We start from the raw sequence: 22545 nt of genomic DNA on the forward strand, positions 1-22545 counted from the left end.
ATGGCGATTGGCGGTTTCGACGGAGTTGAGCGGCGCGGGCTGATGTTCGTGCTGTCGTCGCCGTCGGGCGCGGGCAAGACCACGCTGTCGCGCATGCTGATTGAACGGACGCCGGGTCTGAAGATGTCGGTGTCCGCCACCACGCGGCCGATGCGGCCCGGCGAGGTCGACGGCCGCGACTATTTCTTCGTCGACAAAAGCCGCTTCGAAGCCATGGCTACTCAGGGCGAACTGCTCGAATGGGCCACCGTGTTCGACAACCGCTATGGCACGCCGCGGGCGCCGGTCGAAACCGCGCTGTCGGCCGGGCAGGATGTGCTGTTCGACATCGACTGGCAGGGGACCCAGCAATTGCGGGAAAAGGCCCGCGCCGATGTGGTCAGCGTGTTCATCCTGCCGCCGTCGGCCGGCGACCTCGAAAAACGGCTGCACACCCGCGCCCAGGATTCGGATGAGGTCATTCGCGGGCGAATGAGCCGCGCGACCCATGAACTCAGCCATTGGGCGGAATACGACTACATCGTCGTCAACCAGAACGTCGATGACGCGTTTGCCGAAGTGCAGTCGGTCCTAAAAGCCGAACGGCTCAAGCGCGAACGCCGCACGGGGCTGACCGAGTTCGTTCGCGGCTTGCAGCGCCAGCTGGAAAAATAACGTCAGCTCGCCGCACTCAACGTCAGTTAGCCGCACTCCTTGCCAACCGCGCCAGCATTTCCTGGACGCGCCGCTCCGGATCGTCGGGCGCGCGCGGATCGCGTGTAACGTTGTCGCGCCATCTCGGCACGGTCTCGTTCGGGAACAGCGATGGCGACGAGCGGCCGGTATCGACCGAATCCCAGATCGCGCGCCGGTCGCTCCAGACTTCGGGCTCAACGACCCGTCTGCGCGCGAACCTGAAAACCAGGCTGGCCGTGATGCCCGCCAGCGCGAGCGCGCCGGCCATGACCATCAACAGCATCTGCGTCGAGCCGGATTGTTTTTGCAAAGTGGAATCCGCAGCCGCCAGGGCGATCGGGGAAGCTGCGGGCTGCGGCGCCGGCCTGGCATTCGCCGGCGCGCTTGCCGGCGGATCCGCCGCGGCAACCTGAGGATTGTTCAACGAACTTACGCCCGAAGAATCGGGCCAGCGCGACGTCACGATCGATGGCGGTGCGCCGGCATCCGGCGCGACGGCGTCCTGGCTATTCTGGATTGCCGGCACCGCCGCAGCGGCGCTGTTCCCTGGTTGAACGTTGACACCGGCATCCTGGTCGGCACGCGCCTGCGGGGAGGGCAGTTCGGCGCGAGCGTCGGCGACAGATTTGCGCACGCCTGCCTTCGCCTGCGGTGGAACGAGATCTGTTGGCGGAGCCGGAGCCGCCGCCGGGGCTGCGGCGGATGCCGCGGCATCCTGCGGGGCGGCCGCCGCCGTCTTGTCTTTCTCTTCGCCGACGTACCAGCAGTGACGCTTGGTGGCGCGATCGACGCGGTAATACCAATGGCTGCCCGCGGGCACCGCACCTTTCGGTCCGGACAGGCAGCTGTCCGCCGGCTTTGCCGCATTCTCCGCAACGGCGGCGAAGTTGGCGCCTGCCAAAACGCTGGCGAATATTGCCGAGACGAATTTCGCTGTACGGTTTGACATGGCTTTCCCCAGTGCTGATACGCGACGCTTCAAACCCTAAATCTCGTTAAAGACTTGGGTCGCAATGGGCCGCAATTCCGGAGAGGATGGGGCTTAATTCGGGCTCGGCGGCCGCCTCACATTGGGCGGCCGGCAGCCTAGAAAACAGGCATATGCGCGACGTCTGGCAAAGTGCGCCGCGTCGCCCCGCCTAGTTGCTCTCGATCACGTCGCTAAACAGCACGTAGCGCTCGCCATTGAAGCGGACCAGCCGCATCTGCTTGATCGGGCGCAGATCGGCCGGGGTGGTCCTCAGGCGGATGCCCGGCAGCAGCAGCGGCAACTCCATGTCGAGATGGGAGGCCTGCTTCATGATGTTCTCGCGCGTCAAATCGTCGCCGCACTGCTTGAGCAGCTGCACGACCGCGTAGCCGATATTGTAGCCATAGGGCGCGTAGTAGTCGCTCCTGTTGATGCGCGGGTTGTACTTGTCCATCCACACATTCCAGGCCTTCATAACCGGATCGTCCTGCCACTGCGGATCGGCAGGGTCCTTTTGATAGGCCGCCGAGATGATGCCCTTTGCCGCTTCAAAACCGGCCGGCCTGATCGCACCGGCAATCGACGAACCGACGCTGACGACGAATTCCTGCGGGTGCCAGTCGATGTCGTAGGCTTTGCGGATCGCCTGGGCGGAGAATTTGGGGATCGTGATGATGACGAAGACGTCGGCGCCCGAAGACTTCAGCGAAACCACCTGGGAGTCGACGGTCGGATCGGTGGTGTTGTAGGCCTGCGTCGACACGATCATCGCAGCGGCCCTGTCGCCAAGTCCGCGCTTGAAGCCCATCAGATAGTCGCGGCCGAGGTCGTCGTTCTGCGCCAGGATGCCGATCTTGGCGTCGGGTTTGGCCGACAGAATGTAGCGGGCGTAGATCTCGCCTTCGGAGGCGTAATGCGGCGTCCAGCTCATCGTCCAGGGATAGTGCTCGGGGTCGTTGAAAACCGTGGCGCCGGTGCCGATGAAAAGATGCGGCACCCCTTTCTGGTTGATGTATTTGAACACCGCCATGTTGGTCGCGGTGCCGACCGGGTTCACCAGAAACGATACTTCGTCGCTCTCGATCAGGCGCCGGATCTGCTCGACGGTCTTCGGCGGACTGTAGGCGTCATCGAGGCTGATGAAATTGATCTTGCGGCCGTTCACGCCGCCCTGTTCGTTCATCATCGCAAAATAGGCGGTCGCGGACACGGCGCCGGCCGAGTAGGCCGACGCCGGGCCGCTATAGGGGGTCGTGGTGCCGATTCTTATTTCGGTGTCGGTAACGCCCGGACCATATTTTTTCTGCGCGATGGCAGGCGAGGTGGCAACGGCAAATGCCACCGTCGCCAAGGCGACCAATGTTGAGCTCTTTCTCCAGGCCATAAGTGTCCTTCCTGTTAAGCGAGGATGGCACTGCCCCTGTTGGCGAGGCTTATAAGATGCTCAGCCTCAGTTTTTCAGTACGATACGTCCCACGACTTTTCCGGCCCGCAATTCCTCGATCCATTTCTGGACGTCGGCCATCGGCTCTTCCTTCATCGGCGTCGGCTTGATCTTGCCGGTGCGTGCCAGCGCCATCAATTCCTTGGCCTCCGCCAGCGTTCCCACCATAAAACCTTCGATGGTCATCCGCTTGTAGACCCACTGTACCATGGGCAGGCTGAAATTGCCGCCCATCAGGCCGGAGACCACGATCTTGCCGCCGCGCGCCACCGCAGAAACCGCAAAGGCCATGGATTTTTCGTTGCCGGCAAAATCGACCACGCCATCGAAACCGCCTTCGGTCTCCTTGATCATGCGCTTGACCACGTCGGGTTCGCTGGGATCGTAGGCCACCGCCGCGCCGTTTTTCAGGGCGCTTTCGCGCGCGGCGGGGCTCAGATCCGCCACCGCGATGTTCTGCTTGAACATCGCCTGCGCGAACGAAAGCCCCATCATGCCGACGCCGCCAAGCCCGATCAGCAGCAGGTTGCGCTGCCGCGGACGTTCGACCAGCCGCTTCAGTGCACCATAGGCGGTGACGCCCGAGCACATCAGGGTTGCGGCCTGATTGACCGGCAGCGGATCGTAATCCAGGAGATATTTCGCGTCGGGCACCAGCACGTGGCTGGCAAAGCCGCCGTCGATCGAGACACCGAGAAAGCGCTGCTTGACGCAGAGGTTCTCGTCGCCGTTCTGGCAATCGCGGCACTGGCCACAGCCGATCCACGGGAACACCGCCTGCTTTTTTCCGATCAGCTCCTTCGGGGCGTCCGCGCCGACTTCCTCGACGATGCCTGCGATCTCATGGCCGAGCGTGAACGGCAGCGTCATGCCGCGCGTGGTGTCGAGCCGCTTGCCGCCGCCGAGATCGGCATAGCCGTCCTGGATATGCAGGTCGGAATGGCACAGCCCGCAACGCTCGATGCGGACGAGCACTTCTCTGCCGTGCGGCTTCGGCGTGTCGACGATGGTTTCGCACAACGGCGCATCGAATTTGACCAGGGACTGGCGGCGCATCAGCGGCATGGAAACGGCTTCCTTTGATTATGGGCACTTGATTAGGGCAGTTCATCACTCGTTCAGCGGGCGCTCTCTCAATTCGAACCTCACTTCGGGCGGTCGCAGCATCGCGGTCTAGCGACGCTGTGGCGGGATCACAATCCAATAGTCGTTGCCATTGCCGCGGGGATTGCTGTTGTCGCTGGCCGAGATCACGAAACCCTTGCCGTTCTCCTGCGAATATCTTCCGAGGCCGATGCCGTCGATGTCGCGCATCGTGGCGTTACCCGGTCCCGGCAGCGGCTTGTCGTTCTCATAAATGACGACCTCGGGAAGCAGGCTGAAATTCGGCTGTCGGCACAGATATGCAAAACCGTTGGCCGACAATCTTTCGAATCCGAAAATTCCCTTCACCGCGCCCGGTGGGACCGGGCGGGGCGCGTAAGATCTTCCGACGATCGATGCGGTTGGAAAATAGACCGCGCAGACAGCAGCCGCTGCGATCATTACGACGCGAGTTTGCCGCTGGATTGTCACCATTTTGACCTCGGCTCACATTTCTCCCCGGGACCCGTTCAATTTTGTGCTTCGTATATCGGTCAATTCACGGGCCATGGCAACAAAGCCGGAGACCGGAATGGTCTCGGCGCGCCGGGTGGCATCGACAGCCGCGGCGGCGGCGAGCCGCGCCGGGTCGATCGACAGCGATTTGAGGCTTTGCCGCAGCATCTTCCGGCGCTGACCGAATGCCGCGGCGGCCACCTGTTCCAGCGCCCGGCGCTCGCACGGTTCGGGCGCGCTGCGCGGTGTCAATCGCACGACCGAAGAGGTGACTTTTGGCTGCGGCACGAAAGCGGCGGGCGAAATGTCGAACAAGATTTTGGTCTCGGCGCGCCAGTTGGCGAGCACCGCGAGGCGTCCGTAGGCCTCGTCGTTCTCCCGGGCGACGATCCGCTCGGCCACCTCGCGCTGAAACATCAGCACCATCATGTCGTACCAGGGCGGCCACGGTTCGATCGACAGCCAGTCGACCAGCAATGCGGTGGCGATGTTGTAGGGCAGGTTGGCGACGATCTTGGCCCGTTCGCCGCCGAGCATGGGACGGGGATCGAACCGCTGCGCATCGGCGAGGACGATTTCCAGCCGGCCCGGATATCGCCTCGCGATCGCCTGCAGCGGCCCCAACGCGCGCTCGTCGCGCTCGACCGCGATGACGCGCCGCGCACCGAGCGCCAGCAACGCGCGCGTCAGGCCGCCCGGGCCTGGTCCGACCTCGATGATGGTGGCGTCCTCGAGCGGGCCCGCGCTGCGGGCGATCCGCGCCGTGAGATTGAGATCAAGCAGAAAATTCTGACCCAGCGATTTGCGCGCCGACAATCCGTGCTCGCGAATGACATCGCGAAGCGGCGGCAGATCGTCGATCGCGGTCATGCCGGTCGCGCCGCCGCCATGCGCGCAGCAAGCCGCAGCGCCGCGGCGAGGCTCGACGGATTGGCCTTGCCGGTGCCGGCAATGTCGAAGGCCGTGCCGTGATCCGGCGAGGTGCGGATGAACGGCAATCCGAGCGTGACGTTGACGGCATCCTCGAAGGCGATCGTCTTGATCGGGATCAGCGCCTGATCGTGGTACATGCAGATCGCGCAGTCGTAGCTTTGGCGCGCCGCGGCGTGGAACATGGTGTCGGCCGGCAGCGGCCCCCTGGCGTCGATGCCTTCGCCGCACAGGATTTCGACGGCCGGCGCGACGATCTCGATGTCTTCGGTGCCGAGCGAGCCGTCTTCGCCGGCATGCGGGTTCAGTCCCGAGATGGCCAGACGCGGACGGAAAAGGCCGAAGCGGGCCTTCAGATCGGTGACCGCGATGCGCGCCGTTCTGACGATCAGATCGCTCGAGAGCTGTGCGAGCGCCTCATGCAGCGAAACATGGATCGTCACCGGTACGACGGCAAGCGCCGGCGACCACAACATCATCACCGGCTGCGGCGCCCGGCCGCCATTGGCCGCAAGCTCGGCCAGAAATTCGGTGTGGCCGGGATGAAGGAATCCGGCGCGGTAGAGCACGCTTTTGGCAATCGGATTGGTGACGACCGCGCCGGCTCGGCCGGCCATGACGTCGCCGACGGCCTGGCGAATGGAGGCGAGAGCGGCGTTCGCGCTGGTGGCGTCGGGCTGGCCCGGGCGGGCGGTCGCGGGCTCACCGGTCGCGACCACCGGCAATGCGCTCGAAAACGCCGCGAGCGAATCCTCGGGGCTGCTGTCGGCGAGTTCGACTTTCAGTCCGAGAATTTTTGCCCGTTCGGCGAGAAAATCGCGATCGCCGCGCAGGTAGAACGGCGGAAGCCCCAGTTCATTGCGCCGCAGCCACGCTGCGATGGCGATGTCGGGGCCGATGCCCGCGGGCTCGCCGGATGTCAGCGCGAGGGGCTTTGCCATGCATCAACGATGTTCGATCATCGCGGCTTTGCGGACTTCCTGCAGATAGGCTTTCGACTTCGCCTCATATTTCTGGGCGTACATCTTCTCCCGGATTTCCTTCTTCTTCGGCGAATCGATCGTGGTCGGCTTGCGTCCGCACAGCGCGACCATCTCGACGCCCTGCTTGGTGATCTCGGGCGCGGTCAGATGACCGATCGGCGTCTTGTCGAGCACCTCGCGAAGCGGGCCCGGAATATCCGCCGAGGTCCGCGTTACGGTTTCCCTGATCGCGGCGTTCTGCATCGACTTGAAGTAGGAATTGGCCTCGTCACAGGTCTGCACGCGTTCGCGCAGCGCATCGGCTTCCTTGCGGCGCGATTCGATGACGGCGGGCGCGGACCCGTGCGGCACAATCAGGACGATCGGCTGCATCTTGTATTCGAAAGCCTCGACCTGGGCGCCGTCGCCGCCCTCCTGGGCCGCGGCGGCGACGTCCTTCTCGCCGACCTGGAGACTTTCCTTGAAACGGCCGCGCACCAGGCTGGTCCAGACCATCTCGGCCTTGATGCGGGCCTTGAGGGTGTCCGGGCGGATGCCCTGGCTCTCGAGCGATTTTGTGAGCTGGTCGGGCGCAATCCGCATCCGAGAAGCCATCTGGCCGTAGGATTGGTCGATGTCGGTGGCGGTGGGATCGACGCCGAATTTCTTGCCTTCCTTGATCTTCACCTTCTCGTCGATCAGTTCGTTGACCACTTCCTCCCGGGGCATCTGCTTGTGGGTGGTCAGGAAGTTCAGCTTGGTGCGCTGCTCGATATCGTAATTGGTGATGGGGTCGCCGTTGACCATGACGGCGACCGACTGCGCCCGCAGGGGCGAGCCGCCGCAGGTCAGAACGGCAAGCGCGGTCGCGCAGCCGGCGATCAGGGACCGAAGGCGATGAGGTCGGAGCTTGGAGGTCGTCATGGTCATGTCAGCCGATCAACCCATTCCATCCGCGATGCCGCGGGTATTTTCCAGCAAGGTCAACGCGCGTTACTGAATGCCGGTGCTGCCGGCCGTTGAGGACGAAGTGGCAATGGTCCGCAGGCCGATCTGCAGCATGAACGCGTGACTGAGCACCGGCGGCGTGGAGCCGGCGGAGTAGCTGTAGGAGGTGACATAGTTGGCGGCCAGCACGAAACAGTCGTCCACATAGCCCGCTCCGACGACGTATTGGTTGATCTTGTTGGCTTCAAGATCCCAGCGCGCCGAGCCCGACACCACCCAGTTCGACGCCACCTTGACCGAGGCGCTGCTAAGGATGCCTTCGCGGCGGGTCAGGTAGCCGAGTTGCGGCTGCGCGGCATAATCGCCGTAGATCATGCTGACCGACCAGCGGTCGAATGAAGCGCGGCCCTCGGCTTCGAAGCGGTTGACCTGCCAGGTCGCCTCATCCATGCGGGCGCGCACGCTGAACGTATAGGTGCGGTTGGGCGAATAATTGACGCGGGCGACATAGTCGGACTGCGAGTTCTGCAGGCCGGAATCGACGCCGGTATTGGTGACGTCGGCGACCGCGAACGAATTCAGGCCGAACAGCTGGTAGGATTGTCCGAACAGCACGTTGACGCTGCCGCCGCGATCGAACTGCGTGGTCGCCTGCACGCCGACATTGGCGCGGCCGCCGCCTTCGACGCGGTCATAGCCGGAGAATTTGTCGACCGAGAACAGGTTGCTGGCGTCGAACACCAGGCTCTGCGCGTCCTCGTTCGGAAGCTTGCCGGCATAGGTTTCGTTGGGACGAATGATGACCTGTGCGATCGGCTCGATCGTGGTGGTGCCCCAGGGCTGAACATTGATGAAGGGATAACGGTATTCGAGGCCCACCGTCGGCATCACGCGCAGCGCCTGGGTGTCGCCGACGGGGAGGAAATTCGAAACACCCGGCTGATTCGAAACCGAGGAATCGATGGCGTCGGCGCGCACGATCGCAAACGGCGTCCAGATCTCGCCGAAGGGATCGGTGAACGACTTCCGCCATTGTGCCTCGGCAGAGAGGCGCGTGTAGGTACCGGGGAAGCCGCGCAACAGACATTGCGATGGCGTCCGTGCCAGTGGATCGGCGGACGTCGTCGTGCACAGGCTGGCGGTGTTGGCCAATGTCGTGATCGGGTCGAACACCGCGGTTTCGCGGGTCAGGCTGGTGAAATTGGTCTTGTAGCTGAACTCGCCGCCGAAGATCGGGCTGTTGATCACGTTGGAGTAGTCGATGACCGGATGGATCACCGGAACGTTTTGCTGGTTACCGGAGAAGCTCAAATAGTAGATCGTGCGCGCGTCGAAGAAACTGCGATTGCCGACCCCGGTCAGATAAAGCTGCGAGATCGCTTCCGTCGGCAGGCTCAGGAACGATCCGAGCGGATCCTTGTACTGGGCGAGGCGATAGTCGGACATGAAGTAGTAGTCGGACAGCAGCACGCCGTCCCAGCCCCAGGTCCATTTGTCGTTCAGCGCGAACTGGCCCTTGCTTTCGACGCCGCCGCGGAACTGGCGGTCGCCGGGCTGGCCGACGAACGCGTTCTTATCGAGCTGATCGATGCCATAGGCGCGGATCTGATACGCGCCGTCCAAAAGACGCTGGCGGAACTCGCCCTGGAACAGCACACCCTGCCGGGTCGTGAAGCGCGGACTGAAGGTGGCGTCGTAGTCCGGCGCGATCGCCCAGTAGAACGGGGTTTCGACACCGTAGCCGAACGCCGTGTACGTGCTGATCGCCGGCATCAGGAACCCGGTCTTGCGCTTCACGGTCGGATCGGGCGTCGAGAAATAGGGCAGATACGCCATCGGCACGCCGAAGAACTCGAGCTGTGCGTTCTCGAAGTACAGCATCTTGTCGGTCTGGTCGTGGATGATGCGCGCACCCTTGACCTGCCACAAAGGCGGCTTTTTCGGATCGTCCTTGCAGGGCGCGCAAGCAGTATAGACGCCGTTTTCGAACACGGTGTAATTGCCGCTGGTGCGGTCGGCGCGCGTCGCCGCCATTCGGGTCGCGTCCGCGGTGTCGACCCTGAGCGAATCGACGAAACCGTCACGGTAGTCGTCGCTCAGATCTATGATGTTGGCGTAGGTGACCTTGCCTTCCGCATCGGTCATGCGAATGTTGCCCTCGGCATGCAGCCGCTTGGTCTTCTGGTCGTAGATGACTTTGTCGGCCTCGACGCTGGTGCCGTTGTAGAACATCTGCACGTTGCCGACCGCCGACACGCGCGAATTGTTGTAGTCGTAGTCCACCTCGACGGCCTGCACGAGCATCTGCCCGTCGTTCTTGGCTGGCGGTGGCGTCGGCTTGGGCGGTCGCGGGTTGTAGGTGAAGCTTTGCGCGCCGGCAGGCGTCGTCGCGGCAACGCCGATCGCGCCCGCGACCGCGAACCCGAGGAGCAGGGCGATCATGGGCCCGCTGACCGCGCCCAAGCGGTTCCGATAGCGGCGCACGCGTGTGCGCCGCCTGAACGCAGGCGTCAGACTCTGGAGGGCGGCGACAACGGCCACTACCCGTCCTCCTGGTACAGCAAGGCCAAAAAGCCGGTGAGGCCGCCCACGCACACGGGCAACCACGCGGCAGCGATGGGATGCATCAACTCAGCCTTGCTCAAATCCTCAGTAACTTTCGACAGAACGTAGAGCAGAAAGCCTGCACCCACGCCACTCAAAACCATCTTTTGCACGCCGCCGAACCGGAAGAAGCGAAGGCTGACGGAAGCGGCCAGCATCACCATCGCAGCCAGCAAAAACGGCTGTGCGATGAGCTTATGGTACTGCAGCCGGTAGCCTGCGGTCGCAAAGCCCGAGCTTTCGGAAGACCGGATATAGCTCGGGAGTTGCCAAAAAGACACAGTCTCCGGGGTGGAGAAGCTGTTGCGGACCTGGGCGGGGGTCAGGGTGGTCACGAGATAGTAATCGTCCTGGTCGACCGGCGGCTTGTCGAGGGAGTATCTGCGTACCGATTTGAACGCCCAGCGTCCTTCTTCGAGCGACGCTTCGCGCGCTTCGATTCGTTCCTTGAACTGGAAATCCGGATCGAATCGGAACACGGTCAGGCCGGTCAGCCGGACGCCCTGCTGCTCGCTGCGGGCGGCGTTGATGATCGAATGGCCCTCGCTGTTGACCTGATTGAGCCAGAAGCCGGACGCATCCTGGATGCCGCCGCCCGGTGCCGAGCCGAACAGTTCGGCCTCCATCCGCTTGGAGAGCTCACGCAGGTTCGCCGACATCGGGTTATAGGCGGTGGTCGCCGCGACGCCGAGGATGATCGAGCTTGCCAGCGCCGGCGCAATGAACTGCCAGGCGGAAACGCCGGCGGCGCGTGCGACCACCAGTTCGAGCCGCCGCGACAGCGCGAGATAGCAGGTCATCGCGCCGATCAGGACGCAGAACGGCATCAGCTTTTCCAGCAACTGCGGCACCCGGAACAGCGACGTCTCGGCCACCGTGATGGCGGAGGCCGAAACCAGGCCCGAGGTCTTGCGCACCATTTCGATGTAATCGACCAGCACCAGCAGCACGAAGATGCTGGCGAACACGCCCACCGCCGAGATCACGAAGCGGCCGGCGAAATATCGCCCGAGCGTGTTGGTCATCATGCTCATGCTGTGGCCGGCCGTCCGAACAATCGCGCGATGCGCGCGTTCGACTTGTTGATGGCCTCGATCAGCGCGGCCGGCGGCTCGACCACGACGCCGCCGAGAATCATCCACAGCCCGATCGCGATCGCGGCGACCAGCATCGAATATTGCAGCAGTGCTGCGGCCGGCGTTTTCACCGTCACGACCGAGCAGGCGAATCCCGCCATGCGCAGGCCGAACACCGCGAGAATCGAGCCGCCGATCGAAAAATTGCGGCTCTGGCGGGTGGTGCGCGGGGTGCCGAGAAACGCGAAAGTCAGCGCGGCGAAGGCGAAGGGATAAACCGGCGACATGAAGCGGTCATGCAATTCGGCGCGGAACTGGCCGGACAATTGCTGATAGATCGGATCGTCGGGCTCGGGCGACATCAATTCCCAGAGGTAGCGTTCGCGAATCCCGAGCGCGACGTCGCGGCCCTGATTGGAGAATTTCGACATGTCGAACGCATAGCGGCCGAACGCCACCAGCGCCGGGTCGCGCTTGCCGGCCTCGAAACGTTCGAGATTGCCGTCCTCGAGGATCAGGTACGAGCCGTTGCCGTTCTTCATCACCGTGCCATGATCGGCGATGATGGTGACGCGTTCCTTCGGATCGCGGCGGTCGTCGACGAAGATGCCGCCGAGCACGCCGCCGGGCAGACGCTCGCGGATCCTGATCGTCAGGTTCTGGTCGAGCTGGGCGAATCGTCCGGGCTGCAGGATGTTGGTCAGCACGTCGGCGGTGATTTCGGCATCCCATTGCTTGATCCGGCGCATGCCGTCGGGGGCGAGATAGGAGGCGATGAAGGCGACCATCAGCGCCACCACGCAGGTGGCGTACAGGAACGGGCGGAACAGCCGGAACGGCGACAGGCCGGCGGCATTCATCACGATGATTTCGGAGTCGGTGGCGAGCTTGTTCAACGTGTGCGAGATCGCGATCATCAGCGCGATTGGCGCGATGATCAGAACCAGCGCCGGAATCACCAGGCTGGTGATGCCGAGAAAGGTGATGATGGTCTGGCCCTGGCTGGTCATCAGGTCGATGCCGCGCAACGCCTGCGTAATCCAGATCACGCCCGTCAGGCTGACCAGGACCAGCGCAAACGACGCCAGCGTCGTGCGGAAGATATACTTGTCGATCGACCCCATCGTCTACCGCACGATCCCACCTTGCGCCCCGGACATGCGATGCGACCAATCCCTGTTAGGAGGTCCCCTTTGGTCGCGCCGCCTAACCATCCAGTCGTCTACTCTCTCACTAGCATCCCTTTGATCCGTCAACAAAATGGCCGGGCCATGGCACCCTTGCTATATGGTTAATAATTCGGCGGATGTGACCTCTCGGCCACGGCAGCCTTGGCAGCGTGGCGGCAGACAGGTCATAGTGAGCGAAACCCGAGGCCCTGATCGATTTGGGCCACCACCAAAGAGAGCATTCCGAATACCTTATCGCCTATCTAGTCGCGTTCTCGGGGCCGCTATCCGGCCCCGCCAAACAGCCCTGAATTCCTGGAGGATTTACCTATGTCCGACGCCGTCAAGGTCGGCTTTGTCCCGTTTTCCGCCGCGTCCCGCGGCATTCTGGTGGTGTTTTGCGACGACACGTTGAAGTCGGGCGCGGCGACCCGGAAAGCGCTGGGAAAAGCGGCCGACACCATCAAGCGGGCGGCGGCCACCAATGCGTTCAAGGGCAAGAGCGGATCCACGCTCGATATTCTGGCGCCGGAGGGGATCAAGGCACCACGACTGATCGTGGTCGGCACCGGCAAGCCGTCGGATATAAAGGAGAAGGATTTTCTCAAATTCGGCGGCGTCATCGCCGGCAAGCTGAACGCCGGCAGCGATGCCGTTACCGTGATCGCGGAACTCGCCGACGGCGCGATGCAGCCGGATACTGCGGCCGCGATCGCGTCCGGTATCCGGCTGCGCGCCTATAAATTCGATCGCTACAAGACCAAGAAGAAGGACGGCGAGAACGGCGCGGTCCGCGCCGACGTTTCGATTGCGGTTGGCGACGTCGCGGCCGCGAAAAAAGCGTTCGCGCCGGAACAGCACATCGTCGACGGCGTGATCATCGCGCGCGAGCTCGTCAACGAGCCGCCGAACGTGCTGTATCCGGAAGAGTTCGCGCGCCGGGCGAGCCAGCTCAAGAAGGTCGGCGTCGACGTCGAGATTCTCGACGTCAAGGCGATGACCAAGCTCGGCATGGGCGCGCTGCTCGGGGTCGCTCAGGGCTCGACGCGGCCGGGCCGCACCGTGATCATGCGCTGGAACGGCGGCAAGAAAGGCGAACAGCCGGTGGCTTTCGTCGGCAAGGGCGTTTGCTTCGATACCGGCGGCATTTCCATCAAGGGCGCCGCCAACATGGAGGACATGAAGGGCGACATGGGAGGCGCGGCCTGCGTGGTCGGGCTGATGCATGCGCTCGCGGCGCGCAAGGCGAAAGTCAACGCGGTCGGCGCCATCGGCCTGGTCGAGAATATGCCCGACGGCAACGCCCAGCGTCCCGGCGACATCGTCACCTCGATGTCGGGGCAGACCATCGAGATCATCAACACCGACGCCGAAGGCCGCCTGGTGCTGGCTGACGTGCTCTGGTACGTGGCGAAGAAGTTCAAGCCGAAATTCATGGTCGATCTCGCAACCCTCACTGGCGCGATCATGGTGGCGCTCGGCACCGAGCATGCCGGATTGTTTTCCAACAACGATGAACTCGCCGAGCGATTGACCAAGGTCGGGATCGAGACCGGCGAGCGCGTCTGGCGCATGCCGCTCGGCCCGGAATACGACAAGATGATCGACTCGCAGTTTGCCGACGTGAAGAACGCCGGCGCGCGCAACGGCGGGTCGATCACCGCCGCCCAGTTCCTGCAGCGTTTCGTCGACGACACGCCATGGGCGCATCTCGACATCGCGGGAACCGCGATGGGGGCGCCGAAGACCGACATCAACCACTCCTGGGGTTCAGGCTATGGCGTTCGCCTGCTGGAGCGGCTGGTCACGGAGTATTACGAAACCACGAAGTAGCCGCCATCGCATGACGGAAGTCCTGTTCTATCATCTGCAGAACATGTCGCTCGAAAGCGTGCTGCCGCCCTTGCTCGAAAAGTCGATCGAGCGCGGCTGGCGCGTTGTCGTGCAATCGACGTCGCAGGAGCGCACCGACGCGCTTGACGCGCATCTGTGGACCTACAACGACGATTCGTTTTTGCCGCACGCCACCTGGCGCGCCGGCGACGCGCAGGATCAGCCCATCATCCTCTCGATTGAGGAGGGCAATCCGAACCGGGCCAATGTCAGGTTCCTGATCGACAATGCGGCGTTGCCGGCCGACTCCGACAGTTACGAGCGGGTGGTTCTGGTGTTCAACGGCGACGACGCCGAGGCGCTGGCCGCGGCGCGCGGCGTTTGGACCGATTGCAAGGCGCGCGGGTTCGAGGTGACGTATTGGCAGGTCGACGAGCGGGGCCGCTGGCAGCGGCGGCAATAGCATATCTGGCAATTAATGATAATTTGTGGTTTCTGACGCCGGCCTTGCGGGCAGCCACGGTCATGCCGCAAAGTGATGTTCGGACAAGTAGTTAAAGCATTTTCGAGCGAAAGCCTGCCCCGAACCTGATGCGGGGTGGATACCGGTAAAACAGAAGACGGGAGCCTCGGTCTTGAACCGAACTGGCTCCAGCGGCAGGAGCCTGGTTCAGCGTGCGAGACGGAACACCCAAGCGAAAACCACTGCTGGCGTTGCTTGTGCTTGCCCCCGTGATGGCGGGCTGCTCGGGCGGCGCATCCGAGCTTCTGTCGAAGGATGCGGACTGGTTTTCGCGCACCGGCCGGGTGTTCGTGCGCAACGTCTCGATTGAAACGCCGCCGCTCACGCCCGACAAGCCGGTGCTGGCCGAGGATCTGGTCAGCGCCGACGGCGGCTGTCCGGGCATGGCGCCTCCGCCGGGCGCGGCGGATGCCAATGCGCAGGCTGCCGGCGGACCGGCGCCATCGACGTCGGGGACCGTGGCGCTCGGCCATACCGAATGCGACGTGGTGCGCGGCATCGGCGCGCCCGACAGCGTCAATCTGTCGAACAACGGCCGCGGCGACCGGGTCGCGGTGATCAATTATTCGCACGGCCAGCGCGCCGGAATCTATACCTTCACCGCGGGACGGCTGACCTCGATCGAGCGCGGCCCCGAGCCGGTGGTGCAGCCGAAAGTGGCAAAGCCCAAAGCGAAGAAGAAGCCGGCGGCAACGTAAGCTGCATTCCGCTTGGGTAGAATGATGGCCACGCGTCCGCTGGCCTCATGGTTCGAGACGCGCGAAGAAGCGCTCCTCACCATGAGGGTCTAAGACCTCATCCTGATGAGGAGCGGCGTAAGCCGCATCTCGAAGGATGAAGCCACCGAACGCGAAGACGCCTTATCCCGTGGCCTCGTCATATTGCGAACTGGCCTCCAGCCAGGCTTCCTCGGCCCGCTGTAAAGCGCTCGCGGCGCCGGCGCGGGCCTTGCTGAGCTGGGCGGCCTGTTTCGGGTCGCGCGTGAACAGATCCGGCAGTGCTAACGCGGTGTCGATCTTGGCGATGATGCCGTTGATGCGTTCGATCTCGGCTTCGGCCTCCGCGATCCGCTGCTTCAGCGGCGTCCGCTTTTCGGGTCTGGCGCGTTCCGGCTTGTCGCGGCCGTTGCCGCGCTCATTGTTGCCGCGATCGCGCGACGCGGTGCGCATGCCGCGCGCCGACAACACCATGCGCCGGTAGTCGTCGAGGTCGCCGTCGAAATTCGTGACCGCGCGGTCGGCGACTACCCATAATTGATCGGCGCAGGCTTCGATCAGATAGCGGTCATGCGAGACCATGATGACGGCGCCCGGATAATCATTGATGGCTTCCGCCAGCGCCGCGCGGCTGTCGATATCCAGATGGTTGGTCGGCTCGTCCAAAATGATCATGTTGGGGCCGAAGAAGGTGGCCAGTCCGAGCAGCAGCCGCGCCTTTTCGCCACCCGACAGGCTCTTGACCACGGTGTCGCCGGCCTTGCCGGAGAAACCGATCGCGCCGACGCGGGCGCGAACCTTGCTCTCGGGCGTATCCGGCATCAGCTTGCGGACGTGATCGTAGGGCGAGCCGTCGAGGTTGAGCTCGTCGACCTGATGCTGGGCGAAATAGCCGACCGAGAGTTTTTCCGCGCGCGTGACGTAACCGGAGAATGGCGGCAGCTTGCCCGCGAGCAGCTTGACCAGCGTCGACTTGCCGTTGCCGTTGGAGCCGAGCAGCGCGATGCGGTCGTCGGTGTCGATGCGCAGTGTGACGCGGTTGAGCACCGGGCTTTTCGGATCGTAGCCGACCGAGACGTCGTCGACCGCGATGATCGGCGGCGACAGCATCTTTTCGGGCACCGGAAACGAAATCTCGCGCACGTCCTGGGTCACAAGTGCTGTGACCGGCTTCATCCGCTCCAGCATTTTGACGCGGGATTGCGCCTGGCGGGCTTTTGAGGCCTTGGCCTTGAAACGATCGACAAAGGCTTGCAGCCGCTTGCGCTCGTCGGCCTGGCGCTTGGCGTGCTTGGCGTCGAGCATTTCACGCGTCGCGCGCTGTTCCTCGAACGACGAGTAGGTGCCCTTGTAGAGCGTCAGCTTGCCGCGATCGAGATGCAGGATCTGGTCGACCGAGGTGTCGAGCAGATCGCGGTCATGGCTGATGACGATGACGGTGCGCGGATAGTTCGCCAGATGGTCTTCCAGCCACAGCGTGCCTTCGAGATCGAGATAGTTGGTGGGCTCGTCCAGCAGCAAGAGGTCGGGCGCCGAAAACAATGTCGCGGCGAGCGCGACGCGCATGCGCCAGCCGCCGGAGAATTCCGAGCAGGGCCGCGCCTGATCCGCGGTCGAAAATCCGAGGCCGCTCAGGATCGCAGCCGCCCGGGCGGGTGCGGAATGGGCGTCGATGTCGACCAGCCTTGTCTGGATTTCGGCGATCCGGTGCGGATCAACAGCGGTCTCGGCCTCGTGCAGCAGCGCATCGCGCTCGAGGTCGGCCTTCAGCACGACATTGACGAGGCTTTCCGGGCCATCGGGCGCCTCCTGCGCGAGGCTGCCGATGCGCCAGCGCGGCGGGATCGTGATGCTGCCGGACTCGGTCGGCAGGTCGCCGCGGATCGCGTGAAACAGCGTCGATTTGCCGACGCCGTTGCGGCCGACGAAGCCGACGCGCGCGCCCGGCACGATCTGGACCGAGCTGTCGTCGATCAGTAGCCGTCCGGCGATCCGGATCGATATGTCAGTGATTGAAAGCATGCGGCCTTGTCACCGGAGCCGCCGCCAAACGCAACCGTTTATTCGGTAAATCCGGCTGCGGATTTCAGGCAAAAAACCCCGAATTCCGCTCGATCAGCCAAAAGGCCATGGCCGACCAGAAGCGCAAGGTTTGGGCAGCGTTGCAGTGGCGGCCCGCTGCATTTGAATAGAGCAACGCAGGTCGCGGCTCTCCTTCGGGCTGAAATGCATGAAACGGCTGGTCGGCGGCCGCGACTTTCGATGGTGAGTTCTCAAGCGTGACCGCATCGAGCAAGTTCTGACCTCGATTTATGGGCACGCTGCCCTCGATCCCGGTTCTGATGCAGTCAGGAACCGAACAGACCCTAATTCGACAACCTCCGTCCGTCCTCGCTGTCGCGCCGGCGCAACTCGTCTATCAGTAGCTGCAGATGGGAGGAGGGAGAATTATCGGGGCGCATTCTCTGCTGCAGCCGTTCGCCGACGGCGTCGCAGATCGATCGGCACGTCTTGTGATCGATTTCGTCGTGCTGGTTGTTGATTCGGCTGTTCATGCGAGTTCCAATTCGTGTGCTGAATCCTGCAGATTCAAGTCGCAAAGCCGCCATTTGTTTCCGGCCGCCGGCCAATCATCCGCATTACCGAAAAAAAGGACCAATGCCTTCCGATCGGTTCCCCCGGAATCGAAAAAAAGCCCCGGCGGGTGGCCGGGGCTAAGTCAGGGGAGGTCAGGTCAGATCAGTAGCAGCGGTTGATCAGGCGCCAGCGCGGGCCCCAGGGGGTCGGGACCAGGCGCCGCACATAGCAGCCGCCGTAGCCATAGCCGCCGCCGTAATAGACGGGTCCGCCGACAAAGACGCGCGGTCCACCCCAACCCCAGCCGTGATGCCAACCGCCGTGCCAACCACCCCAGGCAGAGGCGGAGGTCGGCGCCAATGCGGCCGCACCCAGTGAAACCGCGGCAACTGCGACAAGCGAGAGTTTGCGTAACATGATCGTCTCCTCAAGGTTTCGGCGCGGCTTTGCGCCATCGGTGAGATCTCCCGTGACACCCCTTTCAGCTATCGAGCGAGCCTGCGCGGTGTCCGATCGTCGAAGAGCCTACGCCGGCCCAGGTGAACGAAAGCGGGACGGCCGCTACAGAAAGGGTTCACCTTCGTGAAATTGTTGTAATTCAGGGCGTTACGACGCCGTTCGATCGCTTGCCGTGCGCCGTTGGCGCCGATATAAGCGCCGCAACTCCCACCAGCCTTTCAAGGACGAAATCATGGCGATTGAACGCACTTTCTCGATCATCAAACCCGACGCGACGGCGCGCAATCTGACCGGCGCGATCAACGCGCTGATCGAGAAGGCGGGCTTGCGGATCGTGGCCCAGAAGCGCGTTCGCATGACCCGCGAGCACGCCGAAACCTTCTACGCGGTCCACAAGGAGCGCCCGTTCTTCGGCGAACTGGTCGACTTCATGATCTCGGGCCCGGTCGTGGTCCAGGTGCTCGAAGGCGAGGGTGCGGTGTTGAAGCATCGCGACGTCATGGGCGCCACCGATCCGTCGAAGGCGGCTGAGGGAACCATCCGCAAGGCCCACGCGAAGTCGATCGGCGAAAACTCGGTGCATGGTTCCGACGCGCCGGAGACCGCTGCGATCGAAATCGCGCAATTCTTCTCCGGCAATGAAATCGTCGGTTGATTGACGCAACCGATGGCGCGACATTTTAACCGGTCATAGCCGCGGGGGCGGCCGATTGTGCCAGGGGAGATTGGGCTTTGAATTGGCTATGGCAGATACTTGATCCCGCCAATATCGGTGCGTTTTTCACGCAGTTCAAAACCGACATGCAGACGCCGTCGTTCTGGCTGGCGGTCGGCAAGATCATCTGGATCAATGTCCTGCTGTCGGGCGACAACGCGCTGGTGATTGCGCTGGCGTGCCGGGGCCTGCATCCGCGGCAGCGGGTGTGGGGCATGGTGATCGGTGCCGGGATCGCGGTGGTCTTGCTGATCCTGTTCACCGGCATCGTCGCTACATTGATGGTTCTGCCCTATCTGAAGCTGATCGGCGGCCTTGCGCTGCTGTCCATCGCGACCAAGCTGCTGGTGCCGGAAGGTGCCGGCGACGATATCGCCGAAGGCACCAGCCTCTGGCACGCCGTCCGCATCGTCGTGATTGCCGATATCGTCATGAGCCTCGACAACGTCATCGCAGTCGCCGCCGCCGCGAATGGCCAGCTTCCGCTGCTGGTGCTCGGCCTTGCGGTCAGCATTCCCATGATTATCGCGGGCGCCGCGTTGATCATGATGATCCTCGACCGGATGCCGATCCTGGTGTGGCTGGGCGCGGCGCTGCTGGGCTGGATCGGCGGCGATGTGATCGCAACCGATCCTGCGATTGCGCCGCAACTTCGCAAAATGCTCGACGGTGACGTCAGTCTGAATATCGACACCACCTCGTCGATGTTCGGGTTTGTGAAGCATCTCAAGCTCGACGGCGAGATCGATGAACTCGTGCTCGCCCTGCTGGGTGTGACCATCGTGCTCGTCGTCGGATCGATCTGGCGCCGCCGCAAGCTGCAGGAGATCGTGGCGCCCGTGAGGGTCTGACGCCACCTCGGTTTCGGGCCTTTGACGGCCCGTTGCTGTCGGCGACCCGCCTTCCCGATTTGCGACAAATAGCCGCCAGACGCTCCTGCCGTTTTGCGCTAGCGAGTGGCTTCGCAGTCGCTGGTGGAGGTCGGATTGAACTGGTTCCCGCAATTTCCTGGCGCTTCCGCGATCGGTGCATTTTTCACGCAATTCGGCACTGAACTCCATCATCCGCAGTTCTGGGTAGCGCTTTCCAAGATCATCTGGATCAACGTGTTGCTGTCCGGCGACAACGCGCTGGTGGTTGCACTTGCCTGTCGCGGACTGCAGCCGCGCCAGCGGCTTTGGGGCATGATCCTCGGCGCCGGGGCAGCCGTCGTGTTGCGGATCGTCTTCACCGCGATCGTCGCCACCGTCATGGAACTGCCATATCTCAAACTGGCCGGCGGCCTGGCACTGATCGTCATCGCCGCAAAATTGCTGGTGCCGGAGGACAGGGACGAGGAGGGGGTCGAGTCGGCGTCGCATCTATGGGCGGCGGTGCAGATCGTGGTGGCTGCGGACATCATCATGAGTCTCGACAACGTGATCGCGGTCGCCGCCGCCGCCAATGGCAGTGTCCCGCTCCTGATCATCGGACTGGCGAGCAGCATCCCGTTGATTATCGCAGGCGCGGCGCTGATCATGGCCCTCATCACCTATCTCCCGGTTTTGATTTGGGCTGGTGCCGCGTTGCTCGGCTGGATCGCCGGTGACGTCATTGCGAACGATGCCGCGGTCCATCCCAAACTGCAAAGCCTGTGGGAAAGTCTGGCCGGCACCGAGTTCGACGCGCTGCTGACCCTGCTGGGCGTAGCGCCGCTGTTCGTCGGCGTAAACGGCGGCGAAATCGCCTGCGCGCTGCTGGGCGCGATCGTCGTGCTGATCGTGGGATGGATCTGGCGAAGGCGGAAGCTTCAACACCTCCTACCGGCATAAATAGCCGGCGCCAATGTGAGGCGTCGGTCTCAGCGCCGCAAGATCGAGCCTGAGCGGCCGATTAGCCGCGCCAGTTGCTTGAAGCGGCTGCCGACGCGGTCGGCGACCAGATCGACCATCTGGTGCTCGAACACCAGCATCAGCTTGCGGCCGCGGCTGCGGAAGTGGGTCGCAGGCAGCACGCCGGTTCGCGCCGCCGAGATCAGGTGCGCGACGCGGAAGGCGGCGCCGAGCACGCGGGCGCGCTCGTCCATCGCCGGCAGCACCAGTTCGCGAACCAGCGCCGGCGGTTCGTTTTCCTCGCTCAGGCCCGCATAGCGATAGAACACCGACAGCGCGACAAAGGCGCGGCCCTGGTGGCTGATCGAGCCGAAATTGCCGTTGGTGATGAGGCTCAGCGTCTCTTCGCCGCGATGATCGGGATGCACCCGCCATCCGATGTCGGACAACAGGCAGGCGGCATGGCGCAGCCGGCGGTCTTCGTCGGTTTCGCGCAGTTTGACGACCCTGACCAGGCGATCGGTCCAGCCGATCAGCTCTTCGGCATGGCGGGCGGATCGCGACAACAGGCCGTTCAGCGTTTGCGCCGCGCAGATCAATCCATCCCTGGCGCGCTCGGGCTGCGGCAACATCTCGTAGAGCAGGCCCTCGCGCACGCCGAAGGTCGAAAACACGATGGTTTTGGGCTTGGCGACCTGGATGATGTGTTCGAGCACCAGCGCCGCATAGGTCAATAGCGGCCGCCGCGCGTCGGCGACGATTTCGATATTGGCCAGCATGTTGGCGGCGACGAGGCGGCGCAGGCGGCGCGCAAAATCCAGTGCGTCCGCGGCCGGGATCGAGTAGCCGTGCATGACCCGGAGCGGATAGCCGCTCTGCACGATGTGGATGCGCGCCAGCGCGCGCCAGGTGCCGCCGACGGCATAGAAGGTGCGGCCGCGGCCTGCCTTGAGCTGGGCGACGTCGACGAGATCGTTGCGGACGATGCGCCCGGCGCGCTTCAGCGATTTGTGCGACAGATCCTGCAGCGCCAGGCTGCCGAGCGGCAGCGTCACGCCGCTGCGAACGCGGTTGCCGTGCACATCGATCAGTTCGAGCGAACCGCCGCCGAGATCGCCGACGATGCCGTCGGGATTGTGGATGCCGGACACGACGCCGAGCGCGGACAGCTTGGCCTCGCGCGGGCCCGACAGGATTTCAATCGGAACGCCGCAGATGCGTTCGGCCTTGGCGATGAAATCGGCGCCGTTGGAGGCGTCGCGGCAGGCGGCGGTGGCGATCGCGTAGACGCGGCCGACCTTCTGGATCCGGCACAGGGCGCGAAACCGCCGCAGCGAGGTCAGCGCCTTGGCGACCGCATCGGGCGCCAGCAGGCCGGTGCTCTGCACCTCGCGGCCGAGGCCGCACAGCGCCTTCTCGTTGAAGATGGTGACGAGGCTGCGCGCCATGGCCTCATAGACCACGAGACGAACCGAGTTCGAACCGATGTCGATGACCGCGACGCTTGAGGCGCGTTTGCGCGGCCGCTTCATTT

22 protein-coding genes are annotated in these 22545 nt (G+C 63.6%); 7 read left to right on the forward strand and 15 right to left on the reverse strand.

Translation table 11 applies throughout. The features are described 5' to 3' along the window. Nucleotides 1–654: a guanylate kinase gene (gene gmk / locus NL528_RS20175; protein ID WP_309184415.1), complete on the forward strand. Its 654-nt coding sequence runs from the start codon at nucleotides 1–3 to the stop codon at nucleotides 652–654. Nucleotides 655–676: 22 nt separating this feature from the next. Here the strand turns inward: gmk and NL528_RS20180 are convergent, their stop codons facing one another. From NL528_RS20180 to lptF, 10 genes are all read right to left on the reverse strand, one after another. Continuing rightward, nucleotides 677–1624 carry a hypothetical protein gene (locus NL528_RS20180; RefSeq protein WP_309184416.1) on the reverse strand — a complete coding sequence of 316 codons (948 nt, stop codon included), beginning with the start codon at nucleotides 1622–1624 and terminating at the stop codon, nucleotides 677–679. Between the two features lie 190 nt (nucleotides 1625–1814). Next, nucleotides 1815–3029: an ABC transporter substrate-binding protein gene (locus NL528_RS20185; protein ID WP_309184417.1), complete on the reverse strand. Its 1215-nt coding sequence runs from the start codon at nucleotides 3027–3029 to the stop codon at nucleotides 1815–1817. 66 nt (nucleotides 3030–3095) lie between these two features. Beyond that, nucleotides 3096–4154 (reverse strand): alcohol dehydrogenase, encoded by a 1059-nt coding sequence (locus tag NL528_RS20190; protein ID WP_309184418.1) that lies wholly within the window; start codon nucleotides 4152–4154, stop codon nucleotides 3096–3098. 108 nt (nucleotides 4155–4262) lie between these two features. After that, nucleotides 4263–4667 (reverse strand): hypothetical protein, encoded by a 405-nt coding sequence (locus NL528_RS20195; protein WP_309184419.1) that lies wholly within the window; start codon nucleotides 4665–4667, stop codon nucleotides 4263–4265. A 12-nt stretch (nucleotides 4668–4679) separates the two neighbouring features. Beyond that, nucleotides 4680–5558 (reverse strand): 16S rRNA (adenine(1518)-N(6)/adenine(1519)-N(6))-dimethyltransferase RsmA, encoded by an 879-nt coding sequence (rsmA, locus tag NL528_RS20200; protein WP_309184420.1) that lies wholly within the window; start codon nucleotides 5556–5558, stop codon nucleotides 4680–4682. After that, nucleotides 5555–6559, reverse strand: a complete 1005-nt coding sequence (gene pdxA / locus NL528_RS20205) for a 4-hydroxythreonine-4-phosphate dehydrogenase PdxA (protein WP_309184421.1) — start codon at nucleotides 6557–6559, stop codon at nucleotides 5555–5557. The genes rsmA and pdxA overlap by 4 nt, the downstream gene beginning before the upstream one ends. A 3-nt stretch (nucleotides 6560–6562) precedes the next feature. Further along, a complete protein-coding gene (locus NL528_RS20210; protein WP_309184988.1) occupies nucleotides 6563–7504 on the reverse strand; it encodes a SurA N-terminal domain-containing protein in 942 nt (313 codons plus the stop codon). 69 nt (nucleotides 7505–7573) lie between these two features. Continuing rightward, a complete protein-coding gene (locus tag NL528_RS20215) occupies nucleotides 7574–9970 on the reverse strand; it encodes an LPS-assembly protein LptD (protein ID WP_309184422.1) in 2397 nt (798 codons plus the stop codon). A 98-nt stretch (nucleotides 9971–10068) separates the two neighbouring features. Beyond that, nucleotides 10069–11166, reverse strand: coding sequence for an LPS export ABC transporter permease LptG (gene lptG / locus NL528_RS20220; RefSeq protein ID WP_309184423.1), 1098 nt, complete (start codon nucleotides 11164–11166; stop codon nucleotides 10069–10071). Continuing rightward, nucleotides 11163–12332: an LPS export ABC transporter permease LptF gene (gene lptF / locus NL528_RS20225; RefSeq protein ID WP_309184424.1), complete on the reverse strand. Its 1170-nt coding sequence runs from the start codon at nucleotides 12330–12332 to the stop codon at nucleotides 11163–11165. Before lptF ends, lptG begins: the two co-directional genes overlap by 4 nt. 375 nt (nucleotides 12333–12707) lie before the next feature. On the opposite strand from lptF, the gene NL528_RS20230 reads away from it, so the two are divergent. The 3 genes from NL528_RS20230 to NL528_RS20240 all read left to right on the forward strand — a co-directional run bounded on the left by NL528_RS20230 (nucleotide 12708) and on the right by NL528_RS20240 (nucleotide 15431). Next, nucleotides 12708–14210: a leucyl aminopeptidase gene (locus NL528_RS20230; protein ID WP_309184425.1), complete on the forward strand. Its 1503-nt coding sequence runs from the start codon at nucleotides 12708–12710 to the stop codon at nucleotides 14208–14210. Between the two features lie 10 nt (nucleotides 14211–14220). Next, the gene (locus NL528_RS20235; protein ID WP_309184426.1) at nucleotides 14221–14673 is read left to right on the forward strand and encodes a DNA polymerase III subunit chi; all 453 of its coding nucleotides are present in this window, start codon (nucleotides 14221–14223) and stop codon (nucleotides 14671–14673) included. A gap of 272 nt (nucleotides 14674–14945) precedes the next feature. Beyond that, the gene (locus NL528_RS20240; RefSeq protein ID WP_309184989.1) at nucleotides 14946–15431 is read left to right on the forward strand and encodes a hypothetical protein; all 486 of its coding nucleotides are present in this window, start codon (nucleotides 14946–14948) and stop codon (nucleotides 15429–15431) included. Between the two features lie 162 nt (nucleotides 15432–15593). Here NL528_RS20240 and NL528_RS20245 read toward each other — a convergent pair whose 3' ends face one another. The 4 genes from NL528_RS20245 to NL528_RS20260 form a co-directional block, all read right to left on the reverse strand. After that, a complete protein-coding gene (locus tag NL528_RS20245; protein WP_309184427.1) occupies nucleotides 15594–17471 on the reverse strand; it encodes an ABC-F family ATP-binding cassette domain-containing protein in 1878 nt (625 codons plus the stop codon). A gap of 64 nt (nucleotides 17472–17535) precedes the next feature. Continuing rightward, nucleotides 17536–17745, reverse strand: coding sequence for a hypothetical protein (locus tag NL528_RS20250; RefSeq protein ID WP_309184428.1), 210 nt, complete (start codon nucleotides 17743–17745; stop codon nucleotides 17536–17538). Between the two features lie 70 nt (nucleotides 17746–17815). After that, a complete protein-coding gene (locus tag NL528_RS20255; protein ID WP_309184429.1) occupies nucleotides 17816–18004 on the reverse strand; it encodes a hypothetical protein in 189 nt (62 codons plus the stop codon). A 184-nt stretch (nucleotides 18005–18188) separates the two neighbouring features. Next, complete coding sequence (locus NL528_RS20260; protein ID WP_309184430.1) at nucleotides 18189–18443, reverse strand: sulfur globule protein precursor; 255 nt, start codon at nucleotides 18441–18443, stop codon at nucleotides 18189–18191. 274 nt (nucleotides 18444–18717) lie between these two features. Here NL528_RS20260 and ndk point away from each other — a divergent pair, with 274 nt between their 5' ends. The 3 genes from ndk (at nucleotide 18718) to NL528_RS20275 (ending at nucleotide 21011) form a co-directional block, all read left to right on the forward strand. After that, the gene (gene ndk, locus NL528_RS20265; RefSeq protein WP_309184431.1) at nucleotides 18718–19140 is read left to right on the forward strand and encodes a nucleoside-diphosphate kinase; all 423 of its coding nucleotides are present in this window, start codon (nucleotides 18718–18720) and stop codon (nucleotides 19138–19140) included. 77 nt (nucleotides 19141–19217) lie between these two features. Continuing rightward, nucleotides 19218–20051, forward strand: coding sequence for a TerC family protein (locus tag NL528_RS20270; protein WP_309184432.1), 834 nt, complete (start codon nucleotides 19218–19220; stop codon nucleotides 20049–20051). Between the two features lie 135 nt (nucleotides 20052–20186). After that, nucleotides 20187–21011, forward strand: a complete 825-nt coding sequence (locus tag NL528_RS20275) for a TerC family protein (RefSeq protein WP_309184991.1) — start codon at nucleotides 20187–20189, stop codon at nucleotides 21009–21011. Nucleotides 21012–21040: 29 nt separating this feature from the next. Here the strand turns inward: NL528_RS20275 and ppx are convergent, their stop codons facing one another. Continuing rightward, nucleotides 21041–22543: an exopolyphosphatase gene (gene ppx / locus NL528_RS20280; protein WP_309184433.1), complete on the reverse strand. Its 1503-nt coding sequence runs from the start codon at nucleotides 22541–22543 to the stop codon at nucleotides 21041–21043. Nucleotides 22544–22545: the final 2 nt, after the last annotated feature.

The sequence above is a fragment of the Bradyrhizobium sp. Ash2021 genome (assembly GCF_031202265.1).
Lineage (GTDB): Bacteria > Pseudomonadota > Alphaproteobacteria > Rhizobiales > Xanthobacteraceae > Bradyrhizobium.